The sequence below is a fragment of the Providencia sp. PROV210 genome, assembly GCF_028479445.1.
In the GTDB taxonomy this organism is placed as follows: Bacteria; Pseudomonadota; Gammaproteobacteria; order Enterobacterales; family Enterobacteriaceae; genus Providencia; species Providencia rustigianii.
Genome location: NZ_JAMPNQ010000018.1, coordinates 157,552 through 180,662, shown reverse-complemented (window position 1 = coordinate 180,662; position 23,111 = coordinate 157,552). Strand labels below are relative to the sequence as shown.

Here is a 23,111-nt window from a genome sequence, read left to right as displayed (position 1 = left end):
ATCAACCGCCGATTATTTCAACAAATCGTGCAAAACAGCCACGTTTTGTTGAAAAATAGTACTATAAATTCTCAAACTCTATAGCAAAAGCAGCAACACTATCCCAATTAGTATATTCAATTTCTGTTTTTGGGTCTGTTGGTCCCCCCGTCATCTTCATAATTAGCCGGATCATTACTTTATCAAGCCACTTATAACGAGGATAAAACAGCGCTCCTGCAAATACCGCCTTCAATGTTGGCTGCCACGGACATTTTTCTAAAAACTTGCGAGTATAAACATTTGTCTCAGCGGTATCTTTCCCCTCCTTTCTTGCTGTTAGGTTTACAGCAAAAAAGGCGCTCTTCATCGAATTGAGTTGGGTTTGATGTGTTGCTACGAAGCGTTCAAGTTGCTTATTAAAATGACCGTAACGGATAGATGCGCCAACCAATACTTTATTGTAAGCCGATAAATTGAAGTTTTTATCCGTATTTAAATCACGGATGTCACACTCACACCCAGAGCGACGTAATTGGTCTGCTATCTTTAAAATGATTTTTTTCGTTTGCCCATCAGTGCTGGAGTGTAAAAGTAGATAACTCATCTTCTGTAAAATTCCTAATCATTGCTATCCATTGTTTACTCACGCCAAAACGTTGGCGTAAATAAAACTAATAAAGTAAAGACTTCAAGACGACCAAATAACATTGTCACCACTAAAATCCATTTCCCAGCCGGATTCATACTTGTGAAGTTCTCGGCAACCGTTCCTAACCCAGGCCCAAGGTTATTCAATGTGGTAGCAATTGCAGAAAACGCGGAGAACTCATCAACACCGGTTGCGATAAGTAGCAGTAAACTCACTACAAATACCAAGGCGTATGCAGAAAAGAATCCCCAAACAGCTTCAATAATCCTTTCTGGTAAAGCTCTTTGGCCTAATTTAATGGTATATACCGCATTGGGATGTACTAGTCGTTTCAGTTCACGGGAGCCTTGTAGAAATAAAAGAAGGATACGAATAACTTTTAATCCTCCTCCTGTTGAACCCGCGCATCCCCCAACAAATGCCGCACATAATAAAAGCATCGGTAAGAATAGTGGCCATCCAGAGAAACTGTCCGTTGTGAAGCCTGCGGTGGTTGCCATAGAAACCACTTGGAAAAAGGCCTGATCTAATGTTTGCCCAAAATCAGCATACACAGAGTGGAACATCAACACTGCGGTACAGATCACCACCAGCACAAATTGGAAGCTAATAAACATTCTAAATTCAGGGTCACGCCAATAAATACCAAGGCTTCGTCCTGTTAATACTGCAAAGTGCAAACCGAAGTTACAGCCGGAGATAATTAAAAAAATACCAATAATGGTATTAATTGCTGGGCTATTGAAATAACCAATACTGGCGTCATGGGTAGAAAACCCTCCAATAGCAATAGTAGAGAAGCTATGAGAGATTGCATCAAACACATCCATACCCGCGATCCACAAAGCTATTGCGCACGCGATAGTCAATAGAACGTAGATCAACCAAAGTGTTTTCGCCGTTTCAGCAATCCTAGGACGCATCTTATTATCTTTTAGTGGCCCAGGCATTTCAGCTCGATAGAGCTGCATTCCCCCTACACCTAATAGAGGCAAGATGGCAACTGCCAATACAATGATCCCCATACCACCCAGCCATTGCAACATTTGACGATAAAATAAAATGGCTTTTGGTAACGAATCCAACCCCGTTAAGGTTGTGGCTCCTGTGGTGGTTAAACCGGAAAATGATTCAAAAAATGCATCAGTGACTGATAAGTTTGGTTTTTCCGAGAAGATAAACGGCAACGCCCCAACACTGCCTAGTACTGTCCAGAACAAGACAACAATAAGAAATCCTTCCTTTGCCTTTAACTCATGTCGACTATTGCGAGTCGGTAGCCATAGAAAAAGACCGATTAATAAGGCAGTTACGAATGTTTGGCTAAAAGCTCGCCCCGCACCATCGCGATATATAAGCGCAACAATGCCAGGAATGACCATCGTAAAAGAGAAAATAATGACGAGTAACCCAACGATACGGGTTATTGCGCGAAAGTGCATTCGGCCAGTTCCTTGCTTAGGCTATTTACTATTGCGATTGTTCGATGAGTTTTAATTCACCACGGCTAATATCGCGTAATTTATCATTGACCTCCTGCTCACAGCTAGCAGGAATAGAAATTTGCAAAGATACAGACTCATTATAATCACTGTGTAGAATCATACCATTTACCTGAGCCAATAATTGCTCAACTCCATTGATAAGGGAGTAATCACATATCAAATTAAAGATCTTTTGAGGAACTTTTATTTTTGTGGGCAGGATTTTAAGCGCTTGCTGTACGCCACTTCCATAAGCACGAACCAGCCCTCCTGTTCCTAGCTTTATCCCGCCAAAATAGCGCACTACAACACAGGTAACTTCACCCAAATGACTTCCAAGTAATTGTGCCATGATAGGCTTGCCGGCCGTTCCTGTTGGCTCCCCATCATCAGAAAATCCTAACTGCTGAGAATCATCGGGTCGACCAGCAACAAATGCCCAGCAATGGTGCCGAGCATCTGGGTATTGAGCTTTGATTGATTGGATATAATCTTTCGCGGCATCAATACCTTCGGTATGCGCTATATAAGTAATAAAACGGCTTTTTTTGATCTCTTCCGCAAAAGAGATCGTTTCTGCCGGAATTGAATAGGGTCTCATTACGGTAAATGCAAATCTCGAGTCATATTTTCAATATGGTTATGATGGATAACGATATTATCTTCAATACGAATACCACCATAAGGTTTGAATTGCTCGATTTTATCCCAATTGAAATGTTGACTAAACTCTCCAGCGCGCCAGCCAGATAATAAAGATTCAATAAAATAGAGACCTGGTTCGATTGTTAGCACCATTCTTGGCTCTAATACTCGAGTACAGCGCAAGAAAGGATACATTTTTGGTGCAGCTAAATGTGTACCATCCTCATCTTGCATAAAACCAGCGACATCATGAACTTGCAATCCAAGAGGGTGACCTAAACCATGAGGTAAAAATGGCGTCGTTAACCCATGTTCTACCATTGAGTCTTCGCTAATTCCTTTAACTATCCCATGTTTAACCAATAATCTGGCGATACGGTGATGCATATCAACATGGTAATCCGTATAACGAACGCCAGCTTTAATCGTATGAATTAACGCTAACTGCTCTGCATTTAAATCCGCGACTAATGCAGCAAATTCACTTTTACTTTTGGCGGCATAAGTACGAGTAATATCCGCAGCGTAACCATTATATTCAGCACCTGCATCAATCAGGAAGCTACGAACTTCATTGGGAACAGTTTGCTGTAATTTCGTGTAGTGAAGTACTGCGGCATTTTCATTAAGAGCCACAATATTACCATAAGGAACATTAGTATCTCGGTGCCCCGTAGCCTCTAGATAACTAATATTAATATCAAATTCGCTAGCACCTGCTTGGAATGCTTCAAATGCAGAAAGATGACCATTCACAGCCATTTTTTGCGCTTCACGCATGCAGCACAATTCATAATCTGTTTTATATGAACGGTGATAATGGTAGTAATCCAGCACTGGTTTTGGATTGATATTGTGAGAGGAGATACCTAAAGATTCTGCTTTCGCTGTCGCAGAACCAATATAAGCGAGATGCTCTTTTGGCAGATTAGCTAAAAAACCTTTGATTTCATCTGCATTTTTCAGATGAATTAATTCAACTTCTTTCGTCCAAAAACTATTTGGTAATGGTTCTACACTGTGCCAGTAATCTACTGGCGAATAAAACCATAGCTTAGGCTTATTAACACCATCAACTAATAACCAAGAGTGCGGGACATCGGTGACCGGCACCCAAGCTTTAAAGTGTGGGTTAACTTTAAATGGGTAATCACTGTCATCAAGGAAGATGCGAATCGGCTCCCCTGAGTGAATTAAGATGGCATCTAATTTACTGCGTTGTAAAACTTGCTGAGTTGTTTTTTGTAGTGTTTTGATGTGTTCAGCGTAGAGTCCAGCCAGTTTTTCCATTTCATTCAACCTTACAGTATTCGTTAGAAAAATAGAGCTTATCACGTTCTGATATTAACGTGTATGCACTCTATTATATTCATTTATTAATATATTGATAATTAACAAAAATACCATATTAACATTACGTTATTTCACTTTATTCCTGTGAGCAGCATTCCACTTTTGTTATTAAGCATTTGCAATTAATTAACATTCTAGTCACACTAAATTTCATCTGGTCATACCAGATAACTCAGTTATCTAAAGGAGAACAGCATGCTTTATCAAAGTGAAACAATCTATATTCAATGGTTGAAAAAAGGTATTGCAGAATTGGTGTTTAATGCATCAGGTCCAATCAATAAATTGGATACCCATACCGTTGCTTCACTTGATGAAGCTGTTACCGTTCTTGAACGGCAATCTGATTTGCAAGGTGTTATTCTGCGTTCAGATAAACCCGCATTTATTGTCGGTGCTGACATAAAAGAATTTTTATCTCTCTTTGAAGCTTCAAAAGAGACTTTAAGTGAGTGGTTATCTTACGCTAACCATATTTTTAATCGCCTCGAAGACCTTCCCGTTCCAACTATTAGCGCAATCAATGGTTATGCTCTCGGTGGTGGTTGCGAATGTATCTTAGCCACTGATTTTAGAATTGCTTCTCCAGATGCCAGAATTGGTTTACCTGAAACAAAATTAGGTATTATGCCCGGCTTTGGCGGTTCCGTTCGATTACCTCGTTTAATTGGGCTTGATAGCGCATTAGAGATTATTACCGCAGGAAAAGATGTTAGCGGTACACAAGCACTTAAACTCGGTCTCGTTGATGCTGTTGTAGAAACAGAAAAACTGCCACAAGCGGCATTACAAATTATCGAGCAAGCTATTGCTGGTGCTATTAATTGGAAGCAAAAACGTCAGCCAAAACTCGAAGCTCTCAAACTATCTCCTATTGAGCAGACGATGAGTTTTAGTGTTGCTAAAGGAATGGTATACCAAGTCGCTGGTAAACATTATCCAGCCCCAATGACAGCCGTAAATACAATTGAAAAAGCCGCTAACTGTACTCGTGAAGAAGCATTAAAACATGAAACAGCTGCCTTTGTACCTCTCGCACATAGTGATGTTGCCCGTGCATTAGTTAGTATATTTCTTAATGATCAACAAGTTAAAGCAACCAGTAAAAAAATTGCTGGCAAAGTAACAGCACCGACACAAGCTGCTGTTCTGGGAGCGGGAATCATGGGGGGCGGTATCGCCTACCAATCTGCCAGCAAAGGCGTTGCGGTCTTAATGAAAGATATCAACGAAAAATCTCTGGATCTTGGCATCAATGAAGCCAAAAAATTACTCAATGGCCAATTTGAAAGAGGCAAGATTACTGCCGATAAAATGGCGACAACGTTAGCCTCTATTCATCCATCGTTATCTTATTCTGGTATTGAGAACGTACAGATTATTGTTGAAGCTGTTGTTGAAAATCCCAAAATTAAAGCTGCGGTATTATCCGAAGTTGAATCATTAATCACATCGGAGACTCTACTTGCGTCAAACACATCTACGATCCCAATTACAGAGCTCGCTAACTCATTAAAGCGCCCAGAAAATTTCTGCGGGATGCATTTTTTTAATCCAGTCCATCGTATGCCTTTGGTCGAAATTATACGTGGAGAAAAGACCTCCGAAGAGACCATAGCCAAAGTTGTTTCATTCGCAAACAAGATGGGAAAAACCCCGATTGTTGTTAATGATTGCCCTGGTTTTTTTGTTAACCGAGTTTTATTCCCCTACTTCGCGGGCTTTAATTTATTGATTCAAGATGGTGCCGATTTTAGAGAAATCGATAAAGTCATGGAGAAAGAGTTTGGGTGGCCGATGGGACCTGCTTACTTACTTGATGTAGTCGGGATTGATACTGCATTTCATGCAGAGCAAGTCATGGCTCAAGGCTTTCCACAACGTATGCAAAAAGTGGGTAAAAATGCCATCGATATTATGTTTGAACAGCAACGCTTTGGTCAGAAAAATGGTAAAGGTTTTTATCTGTATGAAACAGATAAAAAAGGCAAACCGAAAAAAATCGATGACCCACATACAGACGAGTTATTATTCGCTATTCGCCAAAATAAACGTTCGTTTACCAAAGAAGAAATCATTGCTCGCATGATGGCACCAATGGTTAATGAAGTGGTTCGGTGTTTAGAAGAAGGCATTATTCAAAGTCCTTCAGATGCTGATATTGCATTGGTTTACGGACTTGGCTTTCCACCATTCCGAGGAGGCGTATTCTGTTACCTTGATACCCTCGGCAGTCAATCTTATGTCAAAACTGCAGAATCTTATTCCCACTTAAGCCCGCTTTATCAAGTGCCAAATGGATTAAAAGAGAAAGCGGCAACCAATGCCAGATATTATCCGCAGCCACCCGTTGTGGCTATCGATGTCAAAAAAGTTGTGAGGGGTTAATCCTATGGAAAATGTCTTCATTATTGATGGTATACGCACTCCAATGGGGCGTTCCAAAGGTGGTGTATTTCGTCATGTAAGAGCAGAAGACCTCTCTGCACAACTGATGAATGCGATTTTTGAACGCAATCCAAATGCTCAAAAGAAAGAGCTTGATGACATCATCTGGGGCTGCGTCCAGCAAACCTTAGAGCAAGGGTTTAATGTTGCCAAAAATGCAGCCCTTTTAACGGATATTCCTCATACCGTTCCCGCAGTAACAATTAACCGCTTATGCGGCTCATCCATGCAAGCGATCCATGACGCTAGCCGCTTTATCATGACTGGGGATGCGCATTCAGTCTTAATTGGCGGAGTTGAACATATGGGGCATGTGCCTATGACCCATGGTATTGATTTTAATCCGAAGCTAACTTTGCGTGTAGCTAAAGCCGCTGGCGCGATGGGATTAACTGCAGAGATGCTGGCTAAGATGTATAAAATAAGTCGCGAAGAGCAAGATGCCTTTGCATTGAGATCTCATCAACGTGCCTCTGCGGCAACAAAAAGTGGCAAATTTGGTCAGGAGATCGTCCCTATTTTAGGCCATGATGCTGATGGTAATTTAGTTTCAGTTACATACGATGAAGTCATTCGCTTTGATGCAAGCTTAGAGGGTTTAGCTTCCTTACGACCTGCTTTTGACCCTGTCAGTGGCACCGTTACCGCAGGAAATTCATCCGCACTTTCAGATGGTGCCTCAGCCATGCTATTAGCTAGTGAATCCTACACAAATCAGCATGGCCTCAAGCCTAGAGCCAAGATTCGTGCCATGTCAGTTGTCGGCTGTGACCCTTCAATTATGGGGTTCGGACCAGTTCCTGCCACCGAGCTAGCTTTAAAACGAGCGGGATTATCTTTAAATGATATCGATATTATTGAGCTGAATGAAGCATTTGCAGCCCAGTCGATTGCCTGTATGAAAGGTTTAAGAATTCCAGAAAGCCAAATTGATCAAAAAGTTAATCTAAGTGGTGGCGCCATTGCATTAGGTCATCCATTAGGTTGCTCTGGAGCAAGAATAACAACGGCACTATTAAACCAGCTAGAACAGCAAGATAAGCAGTTTGGATTAGCGACTATGTGTATTGGATTTGGGCAAGGTATCGCCACAATCATTGAAAGAATTTAAGAAGTTTTGCCGTTACATTGTCATGTTTGTCAATGTTCCCGCCTAGTCAGGGGCGGGATTTTTTTTATCCACAAAACAGTCAAACTAGCTCAGTAAAACTCAACACATCATAATTTTAAAAACAACTCCACCAATCCTTTACGACATACTTAATAGCTCTAAATAGTTCAAGTTGTAGGTAGGCGGCTAATGAGGATATCCCTAGGAGCATACATGAGTATGTGACTTGGGTAACCGAGTGCAGCCAACACCCCTACAACTTGAAATATGACGAGTTACAGGAAATCAAAGGCATCGCCGAACAACTGAGCCGCCTTAGCATTCCTCTCGCCACAAAAACGATCTCTCGCAATCTTCGCCATCTCAAACCGACCTGCAATATAAATATCGTGTTCAGATAGATCGCCAAAATCTTCCAGCACCGAACTCAATACAGTCCCTGTTCTGCCTCGCCAATTTTCATCAGGTTGCTCAACAACAGGGATAACTTTGAGATTAGAATAACGTTCACTGAGAGCTTGCAGTTCACCCAAGTCGTATAGATGCTCTAACTGGCGGCCCCCCCAATAGAACGTAATATCTCTGTGAGGATTTTCTGCAAGGGCGGCAAGCAGGATGGAATGGGTATAAGAAAATCCCGTCCCCCCTGCAATTAAAATGATTGGATTTTGACTATTCTCACGGAACCATGCTTTGCCATGAGGGATATCGATATCAATCCGCTGTTGTTCTAAAATTCTATCTAACACGGCCATCGCATATAGATTGAATTCAGAAGCTCCGATATGCAGCTCAATAGACTGTTTATTTTCAGGTGTTGAAGCCATCGAAAATGGACGCTTATCCCTTTCATCCATAACAACCATGAGATATTGACCGGCTTTGAAATGAAAAGGACCATCTGGCAACAAAATAACCCGATAAACCGTATCCGTGATGGACTCGACAGATGTGACTTTGCAGCTCAAAGTTGCCATGGATTTCCTCTTACTTTTCAAAAATATTCAATTGTTCCCAAATATCATCAACGCGGGATTTAACGCTTTCAGTCATCACAATTGGGCGCCCCCATTCACGACTCGTTTCTCCCGGCCATTTATTTGTCGCATCAAGTCCCATTTTTGAGCCAAGGCCAGAAATCGGAGATGCAAAGTCGAGATAGTCTATTGGCGTATTTTCCATCATTATCGTATCGCGGGCTGGATCCATACGGGTAGTGATTGCCCAAATGACATCTTTCCAATCACGGGCATTGATATCATCATCACAAACAATCACAAACTTAGTGTACATGAATTGTCGCAGGTAAGACCAGACCCCCATCATTACTCTTTTTGCGTGTCCTGCATACTGTTTTTTCATGGTTACCACAGCCAAACGATATGAACATCCTTCTGGAGGTAAGTAGAAATCGACAATTTCAGGGAACTGCTTTTGTAAAATAGGCACCAAGACTTCATTGAGGGCTTCACCTAATACCGCGGGCTCATCGGGTGGGCGTCCAGTATAGGTAGAATGGTAAATCGCATCACGGCGCTGAGTAACATGAGTGACGGTGAAAACAGGAAAATCATCAATTTCATTATAGTAACCAGTATGGTCACCATAAGGTCCTTCAGGCGCCATTTCTCCAGGTTCAATATAACCTTCAAGAATAATTTCTGCGCCAGCAGGAACTTCGAGATCGTTAGAAATACATTTTACGACCTCAGTTTTATTGCCACGGAGTAACCCAGCAAAAGCATACTCTGAGAGCGTATCAGGTACCGGGGTCACTGCCGCTAGAATTGTCGCAGGATCTGCACCAAGAGCAACCGCTACAGGGAATTTTTCTCCTGGGTGTTGTTGGCACCATTCTTGGAAATCTAAAGCTCCACCACGATGGGAAAGCCAACGCATAATAACCTTGTTTTTCCCCAGGACTTGCTGGCGATAAATGCCTAAATTTTGGCGCTCTTTATGAGGACCTTTAGTCACCGTTAAACCCCAAGTAATCAACGGTGCGGCATCTTCTGGCCAACAGTGCATTACAGGAATTTTGGTCAGGTCAACGTCATCCCCAGCCCAAATTTGCTCCTGACATGGCGCTGAGTTTAAACGTTTAGCTGGCATATTAAGCACTTGTTTAAACTTAGGAAGCTTATCCATTAGATCACGGAAACCTTTCGGAGGATCAGGTTCTTTAAGAAAAGCGAGTAACTTGCCTACATCATGAAGCGCTTTAATATCTTCTTGTCCCATCCCCATAGCAACCCGTTTGGTAGTTCCAAATAAGTTACACAAAACAGGCATCTTATAGCCTTTAGGATTTTCAAATAGTAAGGCTGGTCCCCCTGCTCTTAGCGTACGATCTGCGATTTCAGTCATTTCCAAATAAGGATCGACTTCCATCGTAATGCGTTTTAGTTCGCCTTGCTTTTCAAGCTGCGCGATAAAATCTCTAAGGTCACGGTATTTCATTATCTTCTTTTACAATTACAGGGGGAACCTCATTATAAGGCTCCCAGCCAAGGTTACAAGTTACTGTTAAACATGCTTAATAATCAGTATTCTTGAGATTAAGTGTATCACTTTACTTACAATCAAACGGGACATAATCCGTCAATGATACGGTATCGAATTGTTCAGGGAATGTTTTGTTGTGCTGAAACAATTTAAAACCCTCGTTTTTGCCACTAAAGTAGCTCAATTCATTACCTTTAATTTGTAAGCCACTACCTTCACGTAACGCAACAACAACCTCATGAGGGTTAATTACACAAAATTCTTGCAAACGTTCATCACGAGTTTCGCCCATGTGCCCTGAAATGTGAGCATCGATGTAGTGAGGGTTAATTTGCATCGGGAACAATCCCAGCGATGGCATAATAACCGCATTGCTTACTGGCATATCATTAGTCGTACGGATACTTGGAGTTGCCACATTACAACCCGCACTCCAGCCAATATAAGGAACGCCACGTTCACGTACTGCACGCTGAATGGCAACAATCAATCCATTTTCATGCAGGCATTTATTCAGCCACCATGTATTACCACCGCTCACCAAAATACATTCTGCTTGTTCAATTGCTTCGACTGGACTTGAGAAATGTTCGATAGAAGTGACTTCGATACCTAGAGCTTCAGAGAGCTGAGCTGCTCTTTCATCATGAGAGCCACGTAAAACAGCATACGGGACTAATACCGCTGACTTAATTTTTTTACGCTCAATCATTTCATTAATACGTGGTAATGCATAACTCAGCCATACCGGATTGCCCGAAAGTTTGCCATTACTCAATAAAAAGATATCCATGGTGTCTCCTACAAAAAGTGTATTTGTTGCTGTGATTATAATGTACCCAAGTTTTGTAACTACTGAATTAATCTATACTTGTGGGTATGAATAATATTGCGTGGCTCATCATTAGTCACATTGTTATGCCTTAATTTGTTATCATAAGCATAATTTTGTTGGATGGGATCAAAAAATGGAAAAATGGTATTTGCTGTATTGCAAACGCGGTCAGCTTGATAGAGCGATTGAGCACTTAACTCGACAATATGTCACTTGCATGACTCCCATGACAGAAATGGAAAAAGTCGTTCGAGGTAAGAGAGTTATTGTTACTGAAGCGCTTTTCCCAAATTATCTATTTGTAAAATTCGACCATGAAAAAATCCACACGACCACGGTCCAATCTACTCGTGGAGTTAGCCACTTTATACGCTTTGGTAAACTTCCCGTCGAGGTCCCTGAAGAAATTATGGAGCTTCTACAGCAAGCTCCTATTGGTCATTCTAAAGCTCCAGACCTTCCTGCTCACGGGGATAGTGTCATTATTACTGACGGGATATTTGCTGGCGTAAAAGCCATCTTTGACGAACCAGATGGCGAGTCTCGCTCTATATTATTACTCAATATTTTAAACACTAATGTTGTTAAAGTAATTGATAATACTCAATTTAAAAAATTGACTGAATAATTTAATCGTTAGCGAGATATAAAAAGCCCATTATAAAATGGGCTTTTTAATGTCTAAATCATTTTAAAAATGATGATTATTCTTCGGTTTCAGCGTCTTCTTCATTTTCTTCTCGACCTTTTCTACCTTTACCAACATAGAAATTCGAGAGTAAAACCCCAAGCTCAAATAACAGATACATAGGCACTGCCAATAAAGTTTGAGATAAGACATCAGGAGGGGTTAAGAACATCCCCACAATAAATGCACCGACTAATATATATGGACGCTTACGTCTGAGAGATTCTGGCGTTGTTACACCAGTCCAGCACAGTAAAATGATAGCAATCGGAACTTCAAACGCAGCCCCAAACGCCATAAACAACGTCATGACAAAACTGAGATATTTACTGATGTCAGGTATGAAGTTAACACTGTCTGGCGTCGTTTTTACGAAGAAACCAAATGCTAACGGAAACACCACAAAGTAAGCAAATGCCATTCCCAGATAGAATAAGAAACTACTTGAAACTAACAGTGGCAACATCAACCTGCGTTCATGCTTATATAGCGCTGGTGCGATAAATGCCCAAATTTGGTACAAAATGACCGGTATCGAGACAAACACAGATACCATCATTGTTAATTTAATTGGGGTAAAAAACGTTGAAGCAACATCTGTCGCACTCATTTGAGAGCCAACAGGTAGCTTATCAATCAAAGGTGCAGCGACCAACCGGTAGATGTCATTTGAAAAATAAGCGAGTGCCGCAAATATGATTAATACTGTAATCAAACAGTTTAATAGCCGCTTTCTAAGTTCAATTAGATGGCTAATAAGTGGTTGAGTATCATTGACAGCCATGTGTTATTTTTCACTTTCTGTTTGATTGGAGTTTGTTACTTTAGCATCGAGTGGCTTGGTGTCTGTTAATGTTGTTGAAGCAGGTTTTTCTTCAACGACCGCAGCCATTTTAGCAGCATGCTCAGGATCAGGATCTGATTCTTGAATTTGCTGAGAACTCGCATGGGATTCCTTTACCGCAGCATCGTAGTTTTCTGTGAGCTCTTTTGCTTTGTTCAACTCAGATTGAACACCATTGGACGTTGCTTGATAACCGCTTTGTAAGGACAAGGCAGCATGACGCAAATCATCCATCGACTTTTTAAGTTCAGGAGAAAGTGTTTCTAGACCAGCCTTCTCTTCAACTTTTTTTAGAGTCTCTTGCAGCTCTTGCAATTTTAGTTCTTGTGATAGCTCATTCTGTACATTTGTCGCCATAGAGCGCATAGCACGAATCCAACCAGCAACAGTTCGCACTGCTACTGGAAGGCGCTGAGGACCGAGTACCACAAGACCAATAATAGCAACAAGCAGTAGTTCACTAAAACCTATGTCAAACACGGTTTATCCCTGCTCTTTATTTTTGCTCTCAACTGGGCTGTCTTTCTTTTCAGAAGCCTGTTGTTCAGTAATATTTTTCGTTGCAAAATCAGCATCTTGCTTTTCTTGCTCTGCTTTCGCTTTCGCAGCTTCATCATCATTCATGGCTTTTTTAAAGCCTTTAAGTGATTCACCTAAATCAGAACCTAAAGAACGTAGTTTTTTGGTACCGAAAATCAAAATGATAAGCAAAGCAATAATAATTAATTGCCAAGGGCTGCCGAAAGAAGCCATTGCAAAAGTTGATTCCATTGTTAATACCTCTATAGTTTTGGGATCAATTGTATCTAACTCTATTATATACAACCTACTCTAAATACGGAAATGTTCACAGCCTTATAAACTTGTCGCAAAACAAAGTCTACTTAATTATCGTCTCCTTTACACCAACCCACAAGCCACGATAATGCCCCCACAGTCATAAATACTGCTGCAATTCGAGTTAAGTCAGAGATAAAGAATAAACTACCACAAAGAATAAATGTTGCTCCGATACCTAAAAGGTACTGAGATTTACGCTGCTTAGCACGTTGATGCTTTAATTCTTGAGTAAGCTGCTCAATATTAGATTGTAAAAATCGGTGCTGCTTTAGTGCTCCGTATATAAGGTCAGGAATTTCTGGCATTTTCTCAGCCCAATAAGGGGCTTTTTCTTTTAAAGCTTTTGTGATCGCTGGAATACCGACCTGACTGTGAATCCAATCTTCTAAAAAGGGTTTTGCCGTCTTCCATAAATCTAATTGTGGATACAGTTGACGCCCCAGTCCTTCAACATACAACAGCGTCTTTTGTAGTAGCACCAATTGTGGCTGAACTTCCATATTAAAGCGGCGGGCGGTATTAAAGAGATTTAATAACACATGCCCAAAGGAAATTTCAGCGAGTGGTTTTTCAAAAATTGGCTCACATACCGTACGAATAGCAAATTCAAAATCTTCTACATTGGTATCAGGGGGAACCCAACCAGAATCGACATGTAGCTCTGCGACTTTACGGTAGTCACGGTTAAAAAAGGCAATAAAGTTTTCCGCTAAATAGCGCTTATCTTCTTTGTTCAATGAGCCAACAATTCCACAATCAATCCCAATATAGAGCGGATCTTCAGGATGTTCACGACTTACAAAGATATTGCCCGGATGCATATCAGCATGGAAGAAACTGTCACGAAACACCTGCGTGAAAAAGACTTTTACCCCTCTTTCTGCTAATAGCTTCATGTTAGTACCTTGCGCTTCTAGTGCCGCTATATCCGATACCGGAATACCATAAATACGTTCCATGACCATGACGTTTTCACGGCAATAATCTGGATATACTTCTGGAATATATAGCATTGAGCTATTTTCAAAATTACGTCTTAACTGAATTGCATTAGCCGATTCACGCAATAAATTTAGCTCATCAATTAGCGTTTTTTCGTATTCACGCACAACCTCTTTTGGACGTAAGCGTCGCCCATCAGGAAGAAGGGGAATCCAATTAGCAATACGATACATCAGCTTAATATCTGCTCTGATGACGGGCAAAATATCAGGTCGAATTACTTTTAATACAACATTTTTACCATTTTCTTTCAGAATTGCCGTATGCACTTGGGCAATAGAGGCAGAAGCTAATGCTTGCTCATCAAAATCATCAAACCATTGTTCTAGGGGACCACCAAGCGACTCTTCGATGTAACGACGCGCTAATTTACCATCAAAACTTGCGACTTTATCTTGTAATAAAGAAAGCTGATCGGCAATTTCTGGTGGAAAAAGGTCTCGGCGAGTTGACAGCATTTGACCAAATTTGATCCATACTGGACCGAGTTCCTGCAATGCTAAGCGAAGTCTTTCACCGACATCTTTATCTTTATGTTTATTTCTGATCCAAAAAAAGCCTAACCGCCCAATTCTTAACGGCAGTGTTAACTTAATTTTAGGGATCAGCTCATCTAACCCGTAAGAGAGAAAAACCCGAATAATGAAGTAAAGGCGTTTTATTTCACCGGGAGTCATTCTTCTCCTCCAACTGATTGAGCCGTTGTTCTAATTGGCTCATTGTGTTTGATATCTGTTCAACTTCATCACTAAAGTAGACGAGTTCTAACTGGCTAGGCGCCATTTTCCACTCTTCAAGGATGACATCTTTCACATAGGTTTTCTGGCTTTTGACTAAACGAGAGGCCAGACAAGCACCTTTACTCAACACCTTGCTAATCCCTTCAGCCGCAACATCACCAATATAAGGTGATAAATAATGGGCAGGATTCCAAATAGCCAAGTCCAATAATGAAGACCAATGCTGAACAATCTGCATATCGCCTTCAATCACGATGTCACCACGACTGATCAACTGAGAAAGTTGCTGTTTATCTTTCAATTTAATCAACGTAAACAGGGATGTTTTGATCGTGCAATCGGCAGGTTCTTGCCATTCACTCAATACATCCACATGATTTTCAGCAAAAATCAGGGTTAACGTTTTATTCAGCTCTTTCAACTCAATCGCCATGACTTTGCCTGCCAGACGCATTCTTGCAGGTTGCAGAACTTTCTCCTTAAACAACATATGGTTTAAAGAGGTTTCCATCATTGCGGTAACCAAGGAGTACAAGACCGTATTTGGATTTTCACTATGTGTTGATGGTGCTTCCATCTTAGAATTTAAACCCTTTATGCAATGCTACAATACCGCCAGTCATATTGTCGTAGGACACTTGCTCAAAACCTGCATTTTCCATCATCCCTTTTAGGGTTTCTTGGTTTGGATGCATACGAATAGACTCTGCTAAATAGCGATAGCTATCCGGATCATTCACAATCGCCTGACCTATACGAGGTAATATATGGAATGAATAAGCGTCATAAGCTTTATTTAGCGGTTCAATAATAGGTTTAGAGAACTCAAGAACTAATAAGCGTCCACCTGGTTTTAATACGCGGAACATCGAGCGCAGCGCTTTATCTTTATCGGTAACATTACGTAAACCAAAAGAGATGGTGATACAGTCAAAATAGTTATCTGGGAATGGCAGTTCTTCTGCATTAGCTTGTACGTAATTTACATTACCTACAATACCGAGATCACGCAGTTTCTCACGACCCATTTTTAACATTGAATCATTGATATCAGCGAGAACGACTTCACCTTTTTCGCCTACTAATCGAGAGAATTTTGCGGTCAGGTCACCGGTTCCACCAGCAAGGTCAAGAACACGTTGATTACGACGTACCCCGCTCGCTTCAATTGTGAAACGTTTCCAAATACGATGAATACCGAATGACATCAAGTCATTCATCAGATCATATTTTGCAGCTACAGAGTGAAAAACATTCGCAACTAGGCTCTCTTTTTCTTCTTTCTCTACAGTACGGAAACCAAAATCAATGGTTTCTTTATTTGGTTCGGTCATTTCTATTATGCCTGTTAATCGTTCAAACTTTTTTGAGAAGTGTACCAGCCTTTGAGGTAAAACCCTATTAGAAGTCTAAGATTCCGCACAATTAGACTTCTGAGCTCGCTCAATGAGTTGAGTGTCTATAGACTGCTTTACTTCTACGCCTAACTCTTTAAAACTTTCCGCCTGAGCGAGTAAATTACCTCGCCCATCAGCAAGACGTTTCATCGCTGATAGATAAGTATTATTGGCTTTATCTAGGCTAGAGCCCAAAACTTGCATGTCATCAACAAATAAGCGTAGCTTGTCGTACATTTTAGCTGCTCTATCTGCGATCTCTTGTGCATTTTGCTCTTGCCGTTCATAGCGCCATAAATTATTAATTGTGCGTACTGCCACTAATAATGTGGATGGGCAAACCAACATAATATTCAGTTTCAACCCTTCATCAAGTAGCTCAGGCGCCTCTTTCAGCGCCAGCAAATACGCTGGTTCAATGGGAATAAACATCAAAACATAATCCAGTGAACGTACACCCGGTAATTGGTGGTAGTCTTTACGACTTAGCATTTTCATGTGGTTACGAATTGATGCCACATGATCTTTAATCCCTTGTTTTTGTTGCTCAGGATCGTCACTGTTAAAATAATGTTCATACGCGACCAATGACATTTTCGCATCGACAACAACATCTTTACCCTCTGGAAGATGGATAATCACATCCGGTTGATATCGACTATTATAGCCAGTATTTATACTAACTTGCGTTTCAAACTCACTTCCTTGACGTAGACCAGAAACTTCTAAGATACGGGTTAGAATTGTTTCACCCCAATTTCCCTGAATTTTATTATCGCCTTTGAGTGCGCGAGTCAGGTTTATCGCCTCTTTGGTCATTTGATTATTCAGTTGTTGAAGTTGGCGAATTTCATAAGCCAGAGTATGGCGCTCTTTGGCTTCTTCACCATAACTTTGCTGGACTTGTTGGCGAAAACCTTCCAATTGCTCACGAAAAGGTGACAACATGGCCATTAAATTTTTTTGATGTTGTTCTGATGCCCTGCGCTCATTTTGTTCAAAAATACGATTAGCTAGGTTTTCAAATTGTGCCGTGAGACGCTGTTCACTATTTTGTAGTATGCGTTGTTTTTCTTCATTCACTAGTTGGCTTTGTTCGAAGCGGGTCATAACTTCCCGTAATTCGGCTTCTTGCTCACGATTAATATCTCGCTGTGTTCTGAGTTCTTGATCCAATCGGTCACACTCATCTTTCCATTGAGCGAGATGACTGCTTTTTTCATCACTTACCGCTATTTGACGATAAGCTTCTTGTAACTCTCTTTCCTTTACGACTACTTTTTGAGCAATAGAAAACCAGACCGCTAAACCACCAGTCAAAATGCCACTCAAGGCGCCAATAATTGCATATAAAAGAGAGGTATCCACAGTTAAACCCTTACTTTACAGAACCTAGAGTAAGGTAATGGGATACTGTATAAGTGTCCAGAGGGAAATCACTATACTGCGACTTTTTTGCGAGCCGCTTCGCAGCTTATCCCATCCAACTCGCAAACCAGCGAATCCCTAAAGCCCCCGGAGCGAGGATCCCAAAAGCCCACACCATCGCAGAGCCAATATTCGCCAACTGAAAATAACGTTGTGGCATTTCACAAATACCCGCAACAAGGGGGATAACAGCCCGAATAGGGCCAAAGAAACGACCAAAGAATATTCCCCAAACACCCCAACGCTCAAAGAAGCGATGTCCTTTATCAATCATTTCAGGGTTACGGGAAAGTGGCCACATCTCACGCACTTTGTCTTTGTAGTGAAAACCAAACCAATATGATACCCAGTCCCCAAAGAAAGCCCCTAATGCTGCGGCGATCCAAATTGGGAAAAAGGCAATTTCACTCTCACCAATCAATGCCCCTAACCCCAGTAAAATAACCGTTGCGGGCAATAATAAAGATAAAAAAGCGAGAGATTCACCAAAAGCGAGAAAGAAAATGATAGGCCACGCCCACACTTCATGCTCGCGTGTAAAATCCGTGATGAGAGTAACGATTTCATTGAGGGTCAAAGGCGATGTCCTATCACTAATTAGTTTGATAACATTATTATAGTGAATTGAAATAAATAAAGTTGCAACGAAACCGCAGGGTTGCAACTTGAAATAATCAGACAGTATTATTCGAGAAAATGGCTCTGTAGCACGCTTCGTTGGGCACTATCTAGCCCAAAATCTTTTTCTAACCACTTGTCCACATTACCATAATTTGTATCGATACTTTTCAACGCGGTGAGTAAAAACTCTTCACGTACAGAAAAAATATACTCAAATTTTTTCAGCACATTTTCGCTCATGGTTTTTGAAAATTCTTCTAGTAGGTGATTACGGAATGGCGCCAATGTTTCATTGGTTAATAAATAATCGTCCATAACCGTATTTACATCGGCCCCAAGTGCAAATAAGACTAATGCAGAACCAATTCCTGTACGATCTTTACCTACGGCACAGTGTTGCACCAGCCCCCCCTTTTCAGGCTGTTTCAACATACTGACTAACTGATGATAAGCCGCATTATTAAGCGGTAGCAATTCATAAAGGCGGAACATAAAGGATTGAGGATCAAACTGTTCTAGCACTTCCGGCGTTAGTTTGTCTAAATTTGCACTCACTTCTTTTGCCAATGGATTTGCCGGTGCATGAACATAATGGGCACCGTTCCAGACGATATCTGGCTTATCTATGATTTCAGCTTCATCTCGATAATCAATGATTTGAAATAGATTTTGTGACTGTAAAACTTTCTCGTCATCTTGCGTTAAGCGGTCGAGAGCCCCCGAGCGAAACAGTACTCCAGGCTTAATTTTCCCACCATTTGCTAACTTCTTGCCGCCTAAATCACGAAAATTTATCCCTCCCTTTAAAGGAAGTACAGAAGGATGAAGGTAAGGTTTTGTTGACATGTATTTTCCCTTTCCATTCCTATACCAACCAAATTAACAAGTAAGAGAGTTAAGGCAATTACCTATAATTTGAGTAAGTTAAGGAGTTTTTGTGAGTCTGATTAAAAAGACAATAACAGATTCATCGACTAAGTGAATAAGAAAAAATGAGAAAAGAAATAGGGTTTTAATAAAGCGACGAGGTATGAGTTCCAAGAAAAAAACGCGTTCTGATAACGTAAATAGATAACTAAACCCGCTTACTCGTTATCCACAACCGAGTGAAATAAGTAAGCGGGTCAGTTAATTAGAAAACTAGAGGAGGCGACGAGCAGCTTCAACAACAATGCTCAATACGTTGCCTTCTGTCTTTTTCAGTAATGCTTCATTTGGAATTTCTTGCTGAGTACGGTTCACAATCACACCAGCAACCATACCTGCACGTAAACCTTGGCTTGCACACATTGTTAACAGTGTTGCAGATTCCATTTCATAGTTCATCACGCCCATATCTTGCCACTCTTTCATCGAGCCTCTGAAATGGCGCATAACACGACCAGTGTAGGTATCATAACGCTCTTGACCTGGGTAGAAAGTATCTGAAGATGCGGTAACACCTACGTGAACTGTCGCTCCCGCATCTTTCGCTGCTGCGTACAATGCATTAGTACAGGTGAAATCAGCAACCGCAGGGAATTCGATTGGTGCAAAATGCTGGCTAGCACCATCTAAACGCACCGCACCAGTGGTAACGAGTACATCACCAACATTGATATTTTCTTGAATGGCGCCAGTTGTACCAATACGCAAGAACGTGCGGATACCCAGTTGAGCTAACTCTTCAACTGCGATAGACGTTGATGGGCCACCGATACCCGTAGAGCAAACAATAACCGCTTTTCCATCCAGCTCACCACGCCATGACGTAAATTCACGTAATGAAGCAAGATGTACAGGGTTATCCATCAGACGTGCAATTTTATCAACACGGTTAGGATCCCCAGGAACAATTGCAACAGTAGCGCCCTGTAAGTCACTCTTTTTTAAACCTAAGTGGAAAACGTCAGACATATAAAACTCCTTTACACAATGGCATCATTGAATTAGTACATTAGGGTTAATATAGCGTTTAATACGGACTCATTTAGTGATGAATGTCTCTTTTAATGAAAACGCAACTGATTCATTTTCAGTAAAACGAGATCTTGATCATAAAAAAGGCTGCAAAACTTTAAGCCCAAGAATGAGATACAACCAGTATAGATGAATGCATGCGATTATCGAAAAAAAGCGCCCATAAGGGCGCTTTAGATAGGCAGAATAGAAATATCTTGTAAAATCAGAGCACAACATCAAGGATCAGAACACCAATCAATCCGATACCCCAAGCTATTGTGGTTGGAATAGACCAAACAATCATTTGTTGCTTAACGTCCTTAATCCCCATCATTCTGTTCACAACCCAGTAAAGGCTGTCGTTAAAATAACCGAAGAACAGCGATCCCATCGTTGCCGCTTGGGCAGCAACTAATAAGTTAATATCCGGTATTTCACTAATAATCGGTGCTGAAATAGATGCCGCGGTAATCATTGCAACCGTTCCAGATCCCTGAATTAAACGCACTAATGTTGCGATAATAAATGGAATCAATACTGGCGTAATTGGCAGGTTTGCCACATGCTCCGCCAAAATATTGCCTGTTCCACTATCACGTAAAACTGCGCCTAATGCCCCACCAGCCCCCGTGACTAAAAGAATAATTCCCGCCGCCTGCAAACCTTCTTCCATGCGGTCAATGACTTCTTCTTTAGAAGCTTTTGGCATCAATGTATAAACTGAAATCAGTACACTGATAGAAAGCGCGATTATTGGTGCCCCCAAGAATTGGAATGATTGGAAATACCAATTGTCATCCATACCTTGGAATGTTGAAGTTTTTAGTAATAATCCGTTGATGGCATTAATAAAAATTAACAGAATTGGTGTAATGATCGGTAATAATGATAAGAATAAGCTGGGTAATGGTTTGTTAGCTTTTTCTTCCATATAACGAGCATGCACGTCTTTTAAATCATCATTACCCGTTTCATCTGGAATAAATTCTGGGTATTTTTTGCCTAACCATTTTGCATAGAAAACAATACCAATAACGCAAGGAATAGCCAGCGCCATACCTGCTAGAATCATCGCACCAACATCAACACCAAAAATACCCGCAACACCCAAAGGACCCGGAGTGGGTGGCACTGTATGATGCGTGACAACTAAGCCACCCGCTAATGCAACCCCAAGCGTTAATATACTGCGCTTTCCATTCTTAGCTAATGCTTTTGCTAGTGGGTATAAAATAACAAAAGCGGAGTCGACGAAAATAGGGATACTGACGATATAACCGGTAATTGCCAGCGCCCATTCCTCACGTTTTTTACCCAACCATTTAATAAAACTGTAGGCTATCTGCTCAGCAGCGCCGGAAACTTCCAGCACTCTTCCCATCATGACCCCAAGACCGATAACAATACCAATGCTACCAAGAGTTGAACCAAAACCCTTTGTAATCACGGTAACCGTTTCCGCAGCCGTTAATCCCCCCGAAATCCCAGCAATGGCTGCAGCGATCAACATCGCTAACAGTGCGTGTACACGCGTTCGTAATACTAAGAAAATAAGGACAAATATGGCCACCGCTAGGCCAATAATAGGAATATAGGACATTATTTAATCTCCTATTTGGCCGAGCCATGATGCTTAATGAACGAACGGATCCCATCACTGAATGATCCATCCGCGCGGAAACCCAAGCTCAAAGCACGGGTAATATCGAATTTACCCGGCCAGCTTGCCACAATACGATTAATTGCTTCATCTGGCTCAAAACGGATTAAATCCACCGCTTTTTGCCCAGCAACATCACGCAGTGCGTCAATCATATCTTGTACCGTAACGGTAATTCCCGGCAAATTAACGGTGCGAGATTGACCAAATTGTTGAGCAGGAATACTGACTGCATGGATAAAGTTATTAATGACCGTTTCAGGACTTGATAGCCATAGAGCTAAGTTAGGAGAAACAGGGCAAACACTTTCGATGCCATTTAATGGCTCACGAATAATGCCGCTAGCGAAAGAAGAAGCGGCTTTATTCGGAACTCCAGGACGAATACTGATTGTTGGTAAACGCATCACCCGCCCATCAACATAACCTTTGCGTGAGTAATCATTCACCATCAGTTCGCACATGGCTTTTTGAGCGCCGTAAGATGACTGCGGATTAACAACGCATAAGTCAGTAATCACATCCGGCAATTCACCACCAAATACTGCCAGTGAGCTAGTGAATAAGAATTTGATTGCTGGATTTTTTGCACGAGCAACTTCCAGCAACTGGCGAGTTGCTTCAAAGTTAACCTTCATGCCTAAATCAAAATCACTTTCTGCATGACTACTAACAATGGCTGCAAGATGGAAAATAACATCAGTTTCAGCATCAATTAATTTATCTGCAGCGCCAGATTGAGTTAAATCTAATGCGATACAACTTACTCGAGGATCTTCAATAGGCGATGTAGGGCATTGAATATCCACTAGAATAAGTTGGTTAAATTTTAATCCTTGGTTATTTTTAAGCAAAGCAGCGGCTAGCTGCTGGCCCAGAAAACCTGCGCCACCAGTAATAATAACTTTCATTGTCATTCTCCTTGCTATAACTCTTAA

General features: G+C 41.2%; 22 protein-coding genes. 3 read left to right on the top strand and 19 right to left on the bottom strand.

Translation table 11 applies throughout. The features are described 5' to 3' along the window. Positions 1-61: 61 nt before the first annotated feature. The 4 genes from hemG to pepQ are packed head-to-tail and all read right to left on the bottom strand — an operon-like array spanning position 62 to position 4,050. Positions 62-586, bottom strand: a complete 525-nt coding sequence (gene hemG, locus PR761_RS14930; RefSeq protein ID WP_006815924.1) for a menaquinone-dependent protoporphyrinogen IX dehydrogenase — start codon at positions 584-586, stop codon at positions 62-64. A gap of 35 nt (positions 587-621) precedes the next feature. Then, entirely contained in the window at positions 622-2,073 is a 1,452-nt protein-coding gene (gene trkH, locus PR761_RS14925) for a Trk system potassium transporter TrkH (RefSeq protein WP_006815925.1), read from the bottom strand. Positions 2,074-2,101: 28 nt separating this feature from the next. Continuing rightward, entirely contained in the window at positions 2,102-2,716 is a 615-nt protein-coding gene (locus tag PR761_RS14920; RefSeq protein ID WP_006815926.1) for an IMPACT family protein, read from the bottom strand. Beyond that, the gene (gene pepQ / locus PR761_RS14915) at positions 2,716-4,050 is read right to left on the bottom strand and encodes a Xaa-Pro dipeptidase (RefSeq protein ID WP_115163957.1); all 1,335 of its coding nucleotides are present in this window, start codon (positions 4,048-4,050) and stop codon (positions 2,716-2,718) included. The genes PR761_RS14920 and pepQ overlap by 1 nt, the downstream gene beginning before the upstream one ends. Positions 4,051-4,308: 258 nt before the next feature. Between pepQ and fadB the strand changes: the two genes are divergently transcribed. Then, positions 4,309-6,501 (top strand): fatty acid oxidation complex subunit alpha FadB, encoded by a 2,193-nt coding sequence (gene fadB, locus PR761_RS14910; RefSeq protein WP_112836121.1) that lies wholly within the window; start codon positions 4,309-4,311, stop codon positions 6,499-6,501. A gap of 4 nt (positions 6,502-6,505) precedes the next feature. Next, the gene (fadA, locus tag PR761_RS14905) at positions 6,506-7,672 is read left to right on the top strand and encodes an acetyl-CoA C-acyltransferase FadA (protein ID WP_006815929.1); all 1,167 of its coding nucleotides are present in this window, start codon (positions 6,506-6,508) and stop codon (positions 7,670-7,672) included. A 275-nt stretch (positions 7,673-7,947) separates the two neighbouring features. On the opposite strand, the gene fre is transcribed toward fadA, so the two are convergent. From fre to pepE, 3 genes are all read right to left on the bottom strand, one after another. Further along, positions 7,948-8,649 carry an NAD(P)H-flavin reductase gene (gene fre, locus PR761_RS14900; protein ID WP_112836119.1) on the bottom strand — a complete coding sequence of 234 codons (702 nt, stop codon included), beginning with the start codon at positions 8,647-8,649 and terminating at the stop codon, positions 7,948-7,950. A 10-nt stretch (positions 8,650-8,659) separates the two neighbouring features. Further along, positions 8,660-10,132, bottom strand: a complete 1,473-nt coding sequence (ubiD, locus tag PR761_RS14895; protein ID WP_006815931.1) for a 4-hydroxy-3-polyprenylbenzoate decarboxylase — start codon at positions 10,130-10,132, stop codon at positions 8,660-8,662. Between the two features lie 112 nt (positions 10,133-10,244). Continuing rightward, positions 10,245-10,970, bottom strand: a complete 726-nt coding sequence (pepE, locus tag PR761_RS14890; RefSeq protein ID WP_006815932.1) for a dipeptidase PepE — start codon at positions 10,968-10,970, stop codon at positions 10,245-10,247. Positions 10,971-11,145: 175 nt separating this feature from the next. Here pepE and rfaH point away from each other — a divergent pair, with 175 nt between their 5' ends. Beyond that, positions 11,146-11,640, top strand: coding sequence for a transcription/translation regulatory transformer protein RfaH (rfaH, locus tag PR761_RS14885; protein WP_006815933.1), 495 nt, complete (start codon positions 11,146-11,148; stop codon positions 11,638-11,640). A gap of 76 nt (positions 11,641-11,716) precedes the next feature. Here rfaH and tatC read toward each other — a convergent pair whose 3' ends face one another. The 12 genes from tatC to denD all read right to left on the bottom strand — a co-directional run bounded on the left by tatC (position 11,717) and on the right by denD (position 23,084). Beyond that, complete coding sequence (gene tatC / locus PR761_RS14880; RefSeq protein ID WP_006815934.1) at positions 11,717-12,484, bottom strand: Sec-independent protein translocase subunit TatC; 768 nt, start codon at positions 12,482-12,484, stop codon at positions 11,717-11,719. 3 nt (positions 12,485-12,487) lie between these two features. Next, positions 12,488-13,024: a Sec-independent protein translocase protein TatB gene (tatB, locus tag PR761_RS14875; RefSeq protein ID WP_006815935.1), complete on the bottom strand. Its 537-nt coding sequence runs from the start codon at positions 13,022-13,024 to the stop codon at positions 12,488-12,490. A gap of 3 nt (positions 13,025-13,027) precedes the next feature. Continuing rightward, a complete protein-coding gene (gene tatA / locus PR761_RS14870; RefSeq protein ID WP_039855708.1) occupies positions 13,028-13,315 on the bottom strand; it encodes a twin-arginine translocase TatA/TatE family subunit in 288 nt (95 codons plus the stop codon). A gap of 113 nt (positions 13,316-13,428) precedes the next feature. Further along, positions 13,429-15,063, bottom strand: coding sequence for a ubiquinone biosynthesis regulatory protein kinase UbiB (ubiB, locus tag PR761_RS14865; protein WP_006815937.1), 1,635 nt, complete (start codon positions 15,061-15,063; stop codon positions 13,429-13,431). Then, the gene (locus PR761_RS14860) at positions 15,050-15,703 is read right to left on the bottom strand and encodes a ubiquinone biosynthesis accessory factor UbiJ (protein WP_006815938.1); all 654 of its coding nucleotides are present in this window, start codon (positions 15,701-15,703) and stop codon (positions 15,050-15,052) included. The genes ubiB and PR761_RS14860 overlap by 14 nt, the downstream gene beginning before the upstream one ends. Position 15,704: 1 nt before the next feature. Further along, a complete protein-coding gene (gene ubiE, locus PR761_RS14855; protein ID WP_006815939.1) occupies positions 15,705-16,460 on the bottom strand; it encodes a bifunctional demethylmenaquinone methyltransferase/2-methoxy-6-polyprenyl-1,4-benzoquinol methylase UbiE in 756 nt (251 codons plus the stop codon). A gap of 75 nt (positions 16,461-16,535) precedes the next feature. Further along, positions 16,536-17,891, bottom strand: a complete 1,356-nt coding sequence (gene rmuC, locus PR761_RS14850; RefSeq protein ID WP_126436346.1) for a DNA recombination protein RmuC — start codon at positions 17,889-17,891, stop codon at positions 16,536-16,538. Positions 17,892-17,997: 106 nt separating this feature from the next. Further along, positions 17,998-18,528 (bottom strand): DedA family protein, encoded by a 531-nt coding sequence (locus tag PR761_RS14845; protein WP_126436344.1) that lies wholly within the window; start codon positions 18,526-18,528, stop codon positions 17,998-18,000. 107 nt (positions 18,529-18,635) lie between these two features. Next, positions 18,636-19,418 carry a tyrosine-protein phosphatase gene (locus tag PR761_RS14840; RefSeq protein ID WP_006815942.1) on the bottom strand — a complete coding sequence of 261 codons (783 nt, stop codon included), beginning with the start codon at positions 19,416-19,418 and terminating at the stop codon, positions 18,636-18,638. A gap of 294 nt (positions 19,419-19,712) precedes the next feature. Next, positions 19,713-20,468: a uridine phosphorylase gene (udp, locus tag PR761_RS14835; protein ID WP_154610853.1), complete on the bottom strand. Its 756-nt coding sequence runs from the start codon at positions 20,466-20,468 to the stop codon at positions 19,713-19,715. Positions 20,469-20,736: 268 nt separating this feature from the next. Beyond that, positions 20,737-22,113 (bottom strand): GntP family permease, encoded by a 1,377-nt coding sequence (locus PR761_RS14830; protein ID WP_006815944.1) that lies wholly within the window; start codon positions 22,111-22,113, stop codon positions 20,737-20,739. 11 nt (positions 22,114-22,124) lie between these two features. Beyond that, positions 22,125-23,084: a D-erythronate dehydrogenase gene (denD, locus tag PR761_RS14825; RefSeq protein ID WP_115163951.1), complete on the bottom strand. Its 960-nt coding sequence runs from the start codon at positions 23,082-23,084 to the stop codon at positions 22,125-22,127. Between the last annotated feature and the right edge of the window lie 27 nt (positions 23,085-23,111).

Coding starts and splice junctions, on each gene's coding strand:
- ubiD (WP_006815931.1), bottom strand. CDS start 10,132: ATGAAATACCGTGACCTTAGAGATTTTATCGCGCAGCTTGAAAAGCAA.
- denD (WP_115163951.1), bottom strand. CDS start 23,084: ATGAAAGTTATTATTACTGGTGGCGCAGGTTTTCTGGGCCAGCAGCTA.
- trkH (WP_006815925.1), bottom strand. CDS start 2,073: ATGCACTTTCGCGCAATAACCCGTATCGTTGGGTTACTCGTCATTATT.
- fre (WP_112836119.1), bottom strand. CDS start 8,649: ATGGCAACTTTGAGCTGCAAAGTCACATCTGTCGAGTCCATCACGGAT.
- PR761_RS14830 (WP_006815944.1), bottom strand. CDS start 22,113: ATGTCCTATATTCCTATTATTGGCCTAGCGGTGGCCATATTTGTCCTT.
- tatA (WP_039855708.1), bottom strand. CDS start 13,315: ATGGAATCAACTTTTGCAATGGCTTCTTTCGGCAGCCCTTGGCAATTA.
- ubiE (WP_006815939.1), bottom strand. CDS start 16,460: ATGACCGAACCAAATAAAGAAACCATTGATTTTGGTTTCCGTACTGTA.
- ubiB (WP_006815937.1), bottom strand. CDS start 15,063: ATGACTCCCGGTGAAATAAAACGCCTTTACTTCATTATTCGGGTTTTT.
- PR761_RS14840 (WP_006815942.1), bottom strand. CDS start 19,418: ATGTCAACAAAACCTTACCTTCATCCTTCTGTACTTCCTTTAAAGGGA.
- PR761_RS14860 (WP_006815938.1), bottom strand. CDS start 15,703: ATGGAAGCACCATCAACACATAGTGAAAATCCAAATACGGTCTTGTAC.
- pepQ (WP_115163957.1), bottom strand. CDS start 4,050: ATGGAAAAACTGGCTGGACTCTACGCTGAACACATCAAAACACTACAA.
- hemG (WP_006815924.1), bottom strand. CDS start 586: ATGAGTTATCTACTTTTACACTCCAGCACTGATGGGCAAACGAAAAAA.
- fadA (WP_006815929.1), top strand. CDS start 6,506: ATGGAAAATGTCTTCATTATTGATGGTATACGCACTCCAATGGGGCGT.
- fadB (WP_112836121.1), top strand. CDS start 4,309: ATGCTTTATCAAAGTGAAACAATCTATATTCAATGGTTGAAAAAAGGT.
- udp (WP_154610853.1), bottom strand. CDS start 20,468: ATGTCTGACGTTTTCCACTTAGGTTTAAAAAAGAGTGACTTACAGGGC.
- PR761_RS14920 (WP_006815926.1), bottom strand. CDS start 2,716: ATGAGACCCTATTCAATTCCGGCAGAAACGATCTCTTTTGCGGAAGAG.
- rfaH (WP_006815933.1), top strand. CDS start 11,146: ATGGAAAAATGGTATTTGCTGTATTGCAAACGCGGTCAGCTTGATAGA.
- pepE (WP_006815932.1), bottom strand. CDS start 10,970: ATGGATATCTTTTTATTGAGTAATGGCAAACTTTCGGGCAATCCGGTA.
- tatC (WP_006815934.1), bottom strand. CDS start 12,484: ATGGCTGTCAATGATACTCAACCACTTATTAGCCATCTAATTGAACTT.